The organism is Occallatibacter sp. FHG110214_02 (assembly GCF_059115385.1).
Genome location: NZ_JBZYWK010000009.1, coordinates 147,026 through 159,766, shown reverse-complemented (window position 1 = coordinate 159,766; position 12,741 = coordinate 147,026). Strand labels below are relative to the sequence as shown.

The 12,741-nt window shown below is 57.7% G+C and carries 11 protein-coding genes; 5 read left to right on the top strand and 6 right to left on the bottom strand.

Translation table 11 applies throughout. The features are described 5' to 3' along the window. Positions 1 to 30: 30 nt before the first annotated feature. Complete coding sequence (locus tag AC5S3R_RS10620) at positions 31 to 963, bottom strand: S1/P1 nuclease (protein ID WP_494267012.1); 933 nt, start codon at positions 961 to 963, stop codon at positions 31 to 33. Between the two features lie 450 nt (positions 964 to 1,413). Between AC5S3R_RS10620 and AC5S3R_RS10615 the strand changes: the two genes are divergently transcribed. Beyond that, positions 1,414 to 2,214, top strand: coding sequence for a GvpL/GvpF family gas vesicle protein (locus AC5S3R_RS10615; protein WP_494267011.1), 801 nt, complete (start codon positions 1,414 to 1,416; stop codon positions 2,212 to 2,214). Between the two features lie 502 nt (positions 2,215 to 2,716). Here the strand turns inward: AC5S3R_RS10615 and AC5S3R_RS10610 are convergent. The 3 genes from AC5S3R_RS10610 to AC5S3R_RS10600 all read right to left on the bottom strand — a co-directional run bounded on the left by AC5S3R_RS10610 (position 2,717) and on the right by AC5S3R_RS10600 (position 7,142). Continuing rightward, positions 2,717 to 4,792, bottom strand: coding sequence for a phosphocholine-specific phospholipase C (locus AC5S3R_RS10610; protein ID WP_494267010.1), 2,076 nt, complete (start codon positions 4,790 to 4,792; stop codon positions 2,717 to 2,719). A gap of 156 nt (positions 4,793 to 4,948) precedes the next feature. Further along, a complete protein-coding gene (gene pgsA / locus AC5S3R_RS10605; RefSeq protein ID WP_494267009.1) occupies positions 4,949 to 5,587 on the bottom strand; it encodes a CDP-diacylglycerol--glycerol-3-phosphate 3-phosphatidyltransferase in 639 nt (212 codons plus the stop codon). A gap of 277 nt (positions 5,588 to 5,864) precedes the next feature. Beyond that, on the bottom strand, positions 5,865 to 7,142 hold the full coding sequence (locus tag AC5S3R_RS10600; RefSeq protein WP_494267008.1) for a Glu/Leu/Phe/Val family dehydrogenase: 1,278 nt from the start codon (positions 7,140 to 7,142) through the stop codon (positions 5,865 to 5,867). Between the two features lie 538 nt (positions 7,143 to 7,680). Here AC5S3R_RS10600 and trpE point away from each other — a divergent pair. Together trpE and AC5S3R_RS10590 are read left to right on the top strand one after the other, a co-directional pair. Then, positions 7,681 to 9,219, top strand: coding sequence for an anthranilate synthase component I (gene trpE / locus AC5S3R_RS10595; RefSeq protein ID WP_494267007.1), 1,539 nt, complete (start codon positions 7,681 to 7,683; stop codon positions 9,217 to 9,219). A 345-nt stretch (positions 9,220 to 9,564) separates the two neighbouring features. Further along, positions 9,565 to 9,987, top strand: a complete 423-nt coding sequence (locus AC5S3R_RS10590; RefSeq protein ID WP_494267006.1) for a hypothetical protein — start codon at positions 9,565 to 9,567, stop codon at positions 9,985 to 9,987. Between the two features lie 169 nt (positions 9,988 to 10,156). Here the strand turns inward: AC5S3R_RS10590 and AC5S3R_RS10585 are convergent, their stop codons facing one another. Both AC5S3R_RS10585 and AC5S3R_RS10580 read right to left on the bottom strand, forming a co-directional pair. Then, positions 10,157 to 11,077 (bottom strand): hypothetical protein, encoded by a 921-nt coding sequence (locus AC5S3R_RS10585; protein WP_494267005.1) that lies wholly within the window; start codon positions 11,075 to 11,077, stop codon positions 10,157 to 10,159. 107 nt (positions 11,078 to 11,184) lie between these two features. After that, the gene (locus AC5S3R_RS10580) at positions 11,185 to 11,757 is read right to left on the bottom strand and encodes an anthranilate synthase component II (RefSeq protein ID WP_494267033.1); all 573 of its coding nucleotides are present in this window, start codon (positions 11,755 to 11,757) and stop codon (positions 11,185 to 11,187) included. Between the two features lie 64 nt (positions 11,758 to 11,821). Between AC5S3R_RS10580 and AC5S3R_RS10575 the strand changes: the two genes are divergently transcribed. Both AC5S3R_RS10575 and AC5S3R_RS10570 read left to right on the top strand, forming a co-directional pair. Continuing rightward, positions 11,822 to 12,103, top strand: coding sequence for an acylphosphatase (locus AC5S3R_RS10575; RefSeq protein WP_494267004.1), 282 nt, complete (start codon positions 11,822 to 11,824; stop codon positions 12,101 to 12,103). Between the two features lie 92 nt (positions 12,104 to 12,195). Further along, positions 12,196 to 12,741, top strand: coding sequence for an adenine phosphoribosyltransferase (locus AC5S3R_RS10570; protein ID WP_494267003.1), 546 nt, complete (start codon positions 12,196 to 12,198; stop codon positions 12,739 to 12,741).

The following is a 12,741-nucleotide window of genomic DNA, read 5'->3' as shown; positions in this document are numbered from 1 at the left end:
TCGCTCCCGCCTTTTCTGCAACCAAATCCCTTACATCCCATAATTAGGCGCAGGCACCGGCTGCCCGCTATCCACCCACGCGGTGTAAATCATGTCGCGCAGCATGCTCGCGCCCGCAGCCAGCCGCTCCGAAGTAAACTCCCGCGACTCCTCCGAGCCTTTACCCGTAAACCCGCCGGCCCTCTCCAGTTGATAAACCTTCTCAATATATGTCGCCGTATGCCGCAGATAGCCCATGTACTGGTCGAAGATATCGCCGTCAATCACACGCGCCGCAGTCAGCTTCTTGCTCGCGTCCGCAGCCAGCGTCTCCTCGTTGTCGTGCACAAAAAGCCCCTCAAACTGCCAGTGAATCTTGTGCTCCGTCGTGTAGCCATTCGGATTGGGCCCGGTCCATCCGTTGTACTGCACCGTAGTATGCAGCGGCTGCGAAGCATCGCCAACATAGTGCCCCAGCCACCCCGCATAAAACAGCACCGACGCCTCAACCTCGCGCGTCTCCTTGTGCTGCGTAGAGAGCAGGCGATAGGTCCGCAATGCCGCCTTCAGCCGCTCCCAAACCTCCACAGCTTCCCACGGCTGCAACCCAATCTTCGCGGGATTCTGCCCCGCCGCATAAGCCTTGGCCAGAAAATCAAACCGCTTGTGCGGCAGCGCCCCACCCAGCGCATCCGCCAGCTCCAGGTCAATAAAGTGCTCCGGAGCCTGCGTCGAAACCAGCTCCGGCTCAGCCTGTGACCGCCAACGATCCGGCTCCGGCCCAAGGTACTCAATCTCGTGAATCGCACTCTCCGAGCGCAAAAACTCAGGCACATCCTTAGGCAGGTTCGAGGCGGCCAGCCGATTCACCATGCGATGGCCTTCATCGCCCCAGGCATGAGCCTGCCGGGGCAGGGCAGCAGTCAAGGCAAGCGCCACAAGCGCAGGAAAAGCAACGGACAAGGAGGAACGAAATGCCAGCATGAAAAAAGTATACGGTCGCCCCCATCCACCCCGTTTGAAAATTCCCGCACAACGAGCCCACCAAGCCGCACCTCTAACAAGACCAGCAAAAGAAACAAGACAATAAACCTGCATAAGCCCTCGCATCTGCCGCAGCAACAGTTTTTGCTTTCCTCGCACCCTGCACCCCAAAACTGCCCCAATCCCAAACACTTTTCCGTAATTTTCATAAAACAAACGCAAAAATTGATAACACAAATACCATTTTGTGAAACCAAGCCACCAATCGCTAACCAAGTGCTTCGGGTCATTGCCAGTCGTATTTTCAAGGGACTATATTCCTGACAGTTTCGATCGGGAAAGCAGAATCCTCTCCGCTCCGCCCGGCGTGTGTTTTGGCAGCATGCAGTTAATTCCCCGCAGTACACAGATGAGCGGCACGCATTGGCGGCCGCAGGGAGCGATATAAATATGGCATGGTATGCCTACTGCATCGGTGAAAAGCAAGCATTTCCAGAGTTGGCCAGACATCGAAAACCCGTTCCCATGGTGAGCGTGCATGGGGTCAGCGGTAACCAGGTTTTCCTTTATCCAGCCAGTGATCTCGCAATCGTCGTCAGCGAGCATAACCCAAGTGACAACCTGAATCAGAAATCGGGAATCGACCATGCACGCGTCATTGCCGATTGTTTTCAGCACTCCACAGTTCTCCCATTCCGCTTCGGCACAGTCTTCGATTCGGATGAATCCCTCCGCAAGTCCATCCGCTCCAACCAGCGCCAGTTCCTCTCCAACATCGATAAGCTCCGCGGCAAAACCGAGATGCACATCAAGATTGTTGTAGACGACTGCTGCACCGGGGCGCTCACCGGGTACACCCATGCTGAAGGCGTAGGCCGCGAGTACCTCTCCAGCCTCCGCGAAAACGCAACCCGCCAGCGCGAACGCCAGACCCGCGCCCGTGCCGTCAGCTTCCAGATGCGCCGCCTCTTCAACCCGCTAGATGAGGAAGTAACCTGCCGCGTCGCCGAAAACGGCAAAATGGTCCTCGACATCTCGCACCTCATCGAGCGCAAGTGTGTCGAGCGCTACCAGAACAAGTTCCTCTCAACCGCCGCCACCATGAAGGAATGCCAGATGCAGATCTCCGGCCCTTGGCCTCCTTATCACTTCGTCCACCGCCTCACCCGCGGCAGCCACGCCCCGGCACATGCGCCCGCCGCAGTAGCCGCAGCGCCCCGCGCCGCCGAGCCGGTCCCCGCAATGGCCTAAGCAAGCGTTAGCTTTTAGCCACAAACAAAGTCCCCGCTCCGGCGGGGGCTTTTGCTATGGACCTGCAACGAGACCATCGACACACAGATGTACAAAGGTAGGCCGGGGCTTTAGCCCCGGCAATCAGCACAGCACAATCTGTCGGGCCTTAGGCCCTGAGGTATGCTTTTCCGCTGACTCCATTACAAAGCTCAAAATAAACTCCACCGTGCCATCGTGATAGAACCTTTCGGTATTCAACGCACAGATAGACAAGAATGGAAATCATCCATCTGTCTTAGCCAAAGATCGACTGCAATATTCCTGCCTGACTCCAGCCTGCAATAAGCAACTCGGAGGGCTTATTGCAAAGCTGTTCCTTGCCTTGGTTCTCGGATATTCACAAAAACACCCAAACGCCGGGTCTACCGCAAACAAAAAGCCCTCGCACCAGCGAGGGCTTTTCCTTATTTCCCATCAAATCCGGGCAGCACACACAGAAACAGCCGCTGCCCACATCTCGTTAAACCGTCTTCGCGATAGCAGGGTCAGTCCGGCTGTCCTTCCCGGTTTCCACATGCCCTGCAAACTGCCGCAGGAAGCCCGAGCCTGCCGCAACCGTAAAGTCGTACCAGTTAAAGGTGTGCGCCAGCGACCACTCCAGCTCCTTCGTTTCGCGGGGCTGCAGCTTGTGGAAGAGGTTCTTTCCGCTGTACGCATCGCTGATATTCACCTCCGCGGCCTTGTGCCCGGCATTGGTAATCCTTGCCGCAATGCTGTCCGCAAACGCCAGGTAGGAAACCGAAATATCCAGCGAGGCCGCGTCGTGCGCAGACAGGTTGCCCTTGAACACCCGCAGAAAGCCATTCGGTCCATAAACCGAAAGGTCGTAATTCCCCTGCGAATCCGTCGCGAAGCCATCGGACAGCTTTTCGCCCGGACTCACCGTATATGTCCACGGACCGTTCGGACCATAAACTTGGTACACAGCGGTTTTCCTTCCGGCATTGCCAAAGGTCAGTTCAAATGCGCCGTTCCAAGCCCTGCCGCTCACCTCCAGTTCATACGGCACCGCGCGCGCAAGCCGTGTTCCCGGCTCCTGCTGCGGCATCGCCTGGTCAGTCGGCGGAACAGGTACATAATCAGGATGCCGCTCGGTGTCCGGTGGAATATAAGCCACTGTCTTCGGCAGCGGCACAGACGCGTCATTCGGATTGGCAAAGTTAAACGCCGACATCAGGTCACCCGCCACCGCCCTGCGCCACGGAGTGATGTTCGGTTCCACCAGTTCCGGATTGTGCGGGCCAAAGCGTTGTTCAATGAAGCGGATGATCGACGTGTGGTCGAAAACCTCCGAGTTTACCCATCCACCCTTGCTCCACGGCGAAATAACCAGCATCGGCACGCGCATGCCCATTCCATACGGCCCCGCAGGATTCTCCGAAACCGGATAGGTCGCCGAGCCGTCGAAAAGCTCGTTGGTAATCGCAACCGTCGATTTTCCCTGCGCATCGCTGGGAGGAACCGTCGGCGGAGGCACATGGTCGAAGAACCCGTCGTTCTCGTCATAGGTCAGCAAAAAGACCGTCTTGCTGAAGACCTCTGGGTTTTCGGTCAGAATTTCGAGCATCTGAGAGACATACCACGCGCCGAAATTGGCAGGCCAGTTCGGATGTTCCGTATAAGCCTCAGGCGCTGCAATCCACGAGACCTGCGGCAACTTGCCAGACCGCACATCCTTGCGGAACTCATCAAAGAGCGTTCCGCCCGCCGAAATATTCGTGCCGGTTTTTGCCCCGTTCGCCAGCGGGCTGCCCGCGGCGGCATTCTGATACTGGTGGAAATAAAGCAGCGAGTTATCGCCGTAATTGCCAATGTAGGCATCGCTGCTGCTCCATCCCCAAAAGCCCGCAGCCGTCAGGCCATCGCCGGCGTCCTGGTAAATCTTCCATGAAATACCCGCCTTCTGCAGACGCTCCGGATAGGTGGACCATCCATAGCCCGCCTCGGCGTTATCAATCACCGGGCCGCCGCCCTGTCCATCGTTGCCCACCCAGCCCGTCCACATGTAGTAGCGGTTGGGGTCTGTCGGCCCCAGCAGAGAGCAGTGATAGGCATCGCAAATCGTAAAGGCATCCGCAAGCGCATAGTGAAAAGGAATATCGCTGCGCACCATGTGCGCCATCGTGGTCGTGCCCTTTTGCGGAACCCACTGGTCGTACACGCCCTGGTTCCAGGCATTGTGTGTGGTCGTCCAGTCGTGCGCCAGGTCCTGGATAAACTGCAGTCCGAGGCTAGGCGCGCCGGGATGAAAGGGAAGCAGGTAGTCGCCGCCGTTCGGCTGGTAGAACACCGGATCGCCCGAAGGTAGTTTGATAGCGCGTGGGTCGCCATAACCGCGCACGCCGCGCAACGTTCCAAAGTAGTGGTCGAAGGAGCGGTTTTCCTGCATCAGGATGACGATGTGCTCCACATCGCGAATTGTCCCTGTCCGGTTGTGTGCGGGAATCGTAAGAGCGCGGGCAATGCTGGAAGGGAAGGCGGCGCTGAGAGCGCCCGTGGTTAGGAGCTCCAAAAAAGAACGACGATCGATTGCCATCGGAGAATAGACCTCATCCACTTGGAATTACGACACGGACAATGCTCACGCCCACATCGTGGATGAACCCTAGCCTCGGGCAATTACACGGAGATAAATAACAGATTGAAATCTATAGCGAGAAAATGACCTGCGCACAGCGATAGAGAGGCAGCTTTAATTCGCTCCTTGCGTATCCTTATTCCGGCTCAACACAAACGAGCTGCGCCTGTCCGCGCTCGCCCGGTCAATCTTTTTCCAGAAGCCGATAAAGTAATCAATCGCGGAAATGGTCGAAACGCCCACCGTAAAGTACATCCCCGTAATCGCCGTCCACTTTACGGGAATAATCAGCAGCCCAAACTGCCACTGGAACCAGTAATGCGAAAGAATCGCCGCCGTCACCGAGACAATCTGCAGCACAGTCTTAAGCTTTCCCAGATCGCTCGCCTGGATCGTAAAGCCCTCGGACGAAGCAATCGACCGCAGCCCTGAAATCAGGAACTCGCGGCTGATGATGACCACGGCAATCCACACCTTCACCACATCCGGTGTATAAGCCACCAGCGCAATCAGCGCCGCCGTGACCATAATCTTGTCCGCCAGCGGGTCCAGCAGCATGCCGATGGTCGTAATCTGCCCACGCTTGCGAGCCAGGTACCCATCCACCCCGTCCGTAATGGAAGCAAGAATGAACAGCAGCGCAGCCGAAGACTCCTGCCACGGGCTTCCATATGGAAACTTCGAGGAGAGCATCCACAGCAGCAGTGGGATCATCAAGATCCGGCTCATCGTGATGGAGTTGGGTAGATTCACGCGGTATCTCAGCTAAAGTTATCGTGCAGTCTGCCGTTTATCGTGCCAAAATCTGGGCGAAGGCTTTCTTCTCTACTACTATATTCGCTTAGACGCAGCGCATGAGTCGCGGTTCCACTTCTTTCCGCTTGGATTCTCCCAATAGAAAACTAACAACCGGCGAACTCTCCCACACTTCATCCCCGCCCAAAAACAAGTTGGGCGAGACATAAGCCTCGCCCAACCCCAGGTATTCGCAACAATGGCGCGCGAAGCGCGCACCCGCTGCATGCAATGCCTAGGCGTAGATCCCGCGCTGACGAATCGTAAACGCCACGCGATCAATCGCCAGCATATACGCCGCAATGCGGTTGTTTACATCATGCGCCTCGGCATACCGCAACACATCCTCAAAGCTGGTCCGCAGAATCGTCTCAAGCCGCTCATTCACCTCAGACTCGGTCCAGAAGTACCCCTGCCTGTCCTGCACCCACTCAAAGTAGCTCGCCGTCACGCCACCCGAGTTCGCCAGGATATCCGGCACTACAAAAATCCGCTTCTCTGCCAGGATCTCGTCAGCCACTGCCGTAGTCGGCCCATTCGCGCCTTCCACAATAATGCGAGCCTTCAGCAGCTCCGCATTGCGGCTCGTAATCACATTCTCCATCGCCGCCGGAACCAGGATCTCGCACTCCATCGTGATGAGTTCATCGCTCGGCATCGCCTCCGCGCCTTTAAATCCAAGCACGTTGCCGTTGCGATACTTGTACTCCGTCAACTGGTGGATATCGATGCCGTTCGGGTTATAGAGCCCGCCGTCTTTCTCGGCAATGCCGATAATCTTGTACCCGTTCTCCATCAGTAGCCGTGCAGCGTTAGAGCCAACATTTCCAAACCCCTGCACAATTACGCGGCAGCCTTCCCGCGACAAATTCAGATAGCGCAGGCTCTCATTGCAAGCCACCATCACGCCGCGTCCCGTAGCTTCCGTGCGTCCGCGGCTACCGCCAATATTCACCGGCTTGCCCGTCACCACGCTCGTCACCGTCTGCCGCATGTGCATCGAGTACGTGTCCATAATCCACGCCATCGTCTGCTCATTCGTATTCATATCCGGCGCGGGCACATCCTTTTCCGGCCCGATGAAATCAATAATCTCCGACGTATACCGTCGCGTCATGCGCTCCAGCTCCGCGCGGCTCATCTTCGCCGGGTCGCAAATCACGCCACCCTTCGCGCCGCCAAACGGAATATTCACCACCGCGCACTTCCACGTCATCCAGCTAGCCAGCGCCCTCACTTCATCCAGCGTCACATCCGGCGCATACCGAATCCCGCCCTTCGCCGGCCCGCGCGCCTGTGAGTGCTGCACGCGATAGCCCGTAAACACCTCAATCCTGCCGTCATCCATCATCACGGGGAAATGAACAATCACCTCACGCGACGGCGAGCTAAGTACCTTCCAAAGTCCTTCTTCCAGGTTCAGCTTTCGCGCCGCGAATTCAAACCGTGCATTCTGCGCTTCCCAGGGGTTAATCTCCTGGTCCAATGTCACGGTCGATGTAAGAGTAGCCATAAACTTTCGTCAAATCCTTTCGCTTTGCCGGAACCGGCCAGAAACGGGGAAGCCCTCCTAGTCCGTATCCTGCTGTAGCGGCACAATTTGTTTAGATGCGCCGGAAGCCTTTCGTGTCCCCCGCACATCATGAAACCCCTATAAAACGGGCCTTTGAGCCGTCTTTTTCGCTGAATCGGCCCAAACCTTGCAAAGTCTAGTCCCGCCAGGTAGCCCAGTCAACCCACCCGTACCATTCCAGATATAGGGAACAGGGAACAGGCGTGCGATTGCTGTCCCACAAACTTCGGGTGCCCCCGGTCCCTCGCATTTGGGGACCGGGATACCAAGACCACCGCCTTCCGTCCAAGCGTTCCCACCAAATCATCGGTTGTCATCCTGAGCAAAGCGCATTGGGGTAGGTGGAGCGAAGAATCTGCGGTTGTCTTTTATAGCTTTTGCTTTTTACAGTCTTTCCGCTTTATAGTTTTCACCCTTTTATCTAAAACCCTGTGCTCCACACCCCGTACCCTATCCCCAGTCTTTTACACTGAACAACGTGAAGCAAGCCAACATAGCCGTCCAGCCCACCCGCAAAGAGTTCCTCGCCCTCGCGAAGAACCACACGCTCGTCCCCGTCTGCCGCGTGCTCACCGCAGACCTCGAAACCCCAGTCTCCGCCTTCCTCCGCGCCGCCTGGCAGGAAAACGAGTGCTTCTTACTGGAGTCGGTAGAAGGAGGTGAGCAGGTAGGCCGTTACACCTTCATCGGCCTCTCGCCCTACAAGCGCATCGTCGCCCGTGGCCACAACATCGCCATTACCGAAGGCAAAAAGACCACCCACATCGAAGGCGACGTCTTTGCCATCCTCCGCGACGCCCTCAGCGGCCACACCCCCGCGCGCCTTCCTGGCCTGCCGCCGTTTACAGCGGGCGCAGTCGGCTTCTTCTCCTACGACGCCGTCCGCCTCGTCGAACGCCTCCCCGAAAAAGCCGTAGACGAGCAACAAATCCCCGATGCCTGCCTCCTCTTTTTCGATGAAGTTCTGGCCTTCGACCACGTACGCAAGGAAATCTGGCTCGTAGTCACCGCCGACGTAACCCTAACGCCACCAGCAGATGCCTACGAAAAGGCAATCCAGCGCCTTAAGAAATTAGAGAAGCGCCTGGCCCAGCCTCTGCCCAAACTCAAGGCCGCCAAGGATACCGGCAAGCTCAAAGTCAAATACCGCACCCGCAAGCAGGACTTCCTCGCTGCAGTCGAGAAAACCCGCGAGTACATCGCCGCCGGAGACGTCTTCCAGACCGTCCTCTCGCAGCGTTTCGACGTAGACCCCGGCGTGGACACCTTCCAGATCTACCGCGCCCTCCGCACCGTCAACCCCAGTCCCTATCTCTACTTCCTGCGCTTCGCCGTGGACACTCCCGCCAAACCCGGCAAAAAATCCGCCGCCAATTCCAAACCACTGGCGCTGGAAATCGCTGGCTCGTCCCCTGAGCTTTTAGTCAAAGTCCAGAACGGCAAAATCGAGTACCGCCCCATCGCCGGCACCCGCCCTCGCGGAGCCACCGAGGAAGCCGACGAAGCCCTCGCCAAAGAAATGCTCACCGATGAAAAGGAGCGCGCCGAACACGTCATGCTCGTAGACCTGGGCCGCAACGACGTAGGCCGCGTCTCCGGCTTCGGCACCGTCAAGGTAGACCGCCTCATGTACGTCGAGCGCTACTCCCACGTCATGCACATCGTCAGCAAAATCGAAGGCAGCCTCCGCAAGGGCCTCACCGCCGTCGATGCCCTCCGCGCCTGTTTTCCAGCCGGAACTCTCTCTGGAGCCCCCAAGGTCCGCGCCATGGAAATCATTGAGGAACTGGAGCCAGCCCGCCGCGGCGTCTACGGTGGAGCTATCCTCTACGCCGACTTCTCCGGCAACCTCGACTCCTGCATCGCCATCCGCACACTAACGGTAAAAGACGGCCACGGAGCCATCCAGGCCGGCGCAGGCCTCGTAGCCGATTCCAATCCCGAAGCCGAATATCAGGAGTGCATCAACAAATCCATGGCCGTGATCCGCGCCATAGAACGAGCAAGAGAACTCTAACCCATTCTCACCACCACATCGGGTGCCCCCGGTCCCTGGCATTTGGGAACCGGGAATACCCATACCGCCAGTTTTCCCCGTCTAAGCTCTCCCACAAATGAAGGTGTGTCATCCTGAGCGAAGCGCTTTGGAGCCCCGCGCACGGTTGTATTGTGCGTGGGGTAGGCGGAGCGAAGGATCTACGGTTGTTTTTGCAGTAGTCTTTCTCTCCGCACAATCACAAATGCGCATATCCCACCCTCACTCCAATCTTCCCCAGTTTTTCATTCCGTTTCCCCCGCCATTGCGGTAATATCCCCTCACGCAGAATCCTCCGAAATCTCAATCGTCTGTGAAGGAGGGCGTATGCCCGACAATCCTCCCACTGGCATCAGCAAATGGCACTGGATCGGCTACATCCTGGTCATTGGTGTCTTGCTCATCCTCGCCGCCAACGGTTTTCTCTTCATCTTCTGGAATCACATCAGCGACCCCAGGGTATTCATCGCCATCACCCTCATGAGCCTCTTCGTGCTGGCCACAACCACCACGCTGGCCATCATCTTCCTCTGGGGCGCCGGAGTCCTCACCTTCCAGCAGGACTTCATGCACTGGCTAGGCGGCGCAACCGTAGCAGAAGTAGCCGGAATTCTCATCATCATCATCAACTTCTACTTCAACGGCCAGAACCCAAAGCCCCAGCCCCCCGCTCCCGACGCCGCCACCCAGCAAATCCAGTCGCCAGCGGCAGCCACTCCCGCTCTGGCACCCGCAGCAACCACCCCCTGAAAATATTTTCCAAATCTGTGGAAAACTGTTGCGCTCAATTAACCCCTTTTGTGCCTAACCGATTGATTCAAAGCATTCTACGAGAGAACCAACAACACCGGACGCATCAGGAACAAAGGGTAGGCCGGGGATTTATCCCCAGCAATCGAACCAGCAAGAACGAGAAAAATCACTCCGCCCCAAACAGCTTCCGGAAGAACCCGCCAAGCCTCGTAAAGAAGCCCTGCTTCTTAGGCGCAGGCTGCGGCTGAGCCGCAGCAACCGGAGCCGGAGCAGCAGAAGCAGGCGCAGCCTCCGGAACCACCGGAGCCGCATTATGCTCCATCGCCACCGTAGCCTCGGGAGCCTTTTCCTGCGTCCCCTGCGGAACGGCTACAACCGGCGGAGCTGGGCCAAGCCCCGCACTCTCCGCCAGCGGAAACTCATTCGCCTCATGCTTCGCCTCCGCCGGACACCCGCAAGGCTCCTTCTCCTGGTCCGCCACCTCGCGAATCGAGCCATGCTGAAACATCACGCGCTGCCCCGGCTGCACGCGATAAGCGCCGCCCTCAAACACGCTGCTCACCAGCACATAAGGAGCATTCACGCCGGCATTATCCACGCAAGTATCGCCATGCTCTCCCAGCCGCACCTTCAACTCAGCAGCCCCGGAATTACCAGAACTAGCCCCGCTAATGAGAATCCGAAAATCCGGCGTCAGCACCACGTCAGCATTCTTGCCCGTGGCAAAACTGGCCTCCACCGCGCCGCGGTCCAGTCCAATCACCAACCCCGGCGTATCTCCCGCCGGAACAGAAGCATCCGAAGCAAGCTTCACCGTAGTAGAGGCGCAAACCCGCAGAACCCCGCGATGCGGCAGCACAATCTCGGTAGTCTTCCCACCGGAAGTCACCGACCCGCTGGCGCCAATCATCGCCTTGCCGGAAGCAATCTCCAGCGCTCCGGTAACAGTAGTAGAGGAGTCAACCGGAACAATCGCAATCGGAGTAGCAGGCACAGCCTGCTGCGCCGCACATGCAGCAGAAGCCAGCAAGCCGACTAGAAGGAGAGCAAAACCGCTTTTCAGTTCCACAAATTTTAGGTGTGTCATCCTGAGCGAAGCGCTTTGGGGCCCCGCGCACGGTTGTATCGTGCGTGGGGTAGGCGGAGCGAAGGATCTGCGGTTGCCTTTTCCCAGCTCCATATCACCAAGCCTGCTCACATTCCCAGGAAATTCCGAATCATCTGCCGCCCGCCTTCCGTCAGCACACTCTCCGGATGAAACTGCACACCCTCAATCGGCAGCGACCTATGCCGAAGCCCCATAATGACAGGCCCATTCTCATCCTGCGCCGTAGCCGTAACCTCAAGCTCAGCCGGCAGCGACTCCTCAGCCACAATCAGCGAGTGGTAGCGCGTACAAGTCAGCGGAGTAGGCAGCGCGTTGAAAATGCCCTTGCCGTCATGCTGCACTTCACTCGTCTTGCCATGCATCAGCTTCTTGGCGCGAACAACATCTCCGCCAAAAGCCTCGCCAATCGCCTGGTGCCCAAGGCAAACGCCAAAGATAGGCGCTTTGCCCGCCATATGCTTGATAAGCGGAACAAGAATCCCAGCCTCTGAAGGCGTACACGGTCCCGGCGAAAGCAAAATCCGTTCCGGCTTCAGAGCCTCCACCTCTTCCACGGTGAGCTCATCATTGCGGCGCACTTCCACCTTTGCACCCAGCTCACCAAGGTACTGCACGAGGTTGTAAGTAAACGAGTCGTAGTTATCGAGCACAAAGACCATGGAGATTCCAGTGTAGCGCGTTGTGCTCTTGCATTGCGCAATCCTGCTCTGCCACACTTGCCTCATGGTTCTCCATTTTCTCGTTCGCGGACGTGTGCAGGGCGTAGGCTTCCGCTGGTTCGTCCATCGCGAAGCCAGCGAGTTAGACCTGCGCGGCTGGGTACGCAATACCGAAGAAGGCGAAGTCGAAGTTGTCGTGGCAGGCGAGCCGCAAGACCTCGACGAGCTACGTACCAGCCTTTACAAAGGCCCACGCGGCAGCCGCGTAGACGGCGTTCTGGAGCACAAGCTGGACGAAAGCGAAGCTGCAAACCTCGACAGCTTCAAAATCGAAGGCGCGTGGTGAGTGCAGCACATTCCGTATAATTGAAAGGGAAGTCGGCATCCTGATGCAGCCGTTTTCTTCCATACATACGCACAGGAGATGCCGGTTCATCCATGCCTAGCTCAAAGCAAATCAACGTAGACGCCCTGAAAGCACTTGTCCGCACCGTTCCCGATTTTCCCAAGCCCGGCATCCTCTTTTACGACGTCACCACGCTGCTCAAGGACAAGACCGGCTTCGCGCAGATGATCGACGCCCTCGCGGCGCACTACATCGAGCAGAAGATTGACCTCGTCCTCGGCATCGAAGCTCGCGGCTTCATCTTTGGTCCCGCACTCGCCTACCGTCTCAACGCAGGCTTCGTGCCCGTCCGCAAGCCGCGCAAGCTGCCCGCGCCGGTTGCCCGCGTAACGTATGACCTCGAATACGGCTCCGACACGCTCGAAATTCACCTCGATGCCATCCAGCCCGGCCAGCGTGTTGTCCTCGTCGATGATCTGCTTGCCACCGGCGGCACCATGGAAGCGACAGTAAAGCTCGTAAAGCAGCTTGGCGGCGAAATTGCGGGCCTCGCTTTCGCAGTCGAACTCGACTTCCTCAAGGGGCGCGACCGCTTCTCCGAGTACGACGTCTTCAGCCTCCTGCACTACGACGAATAG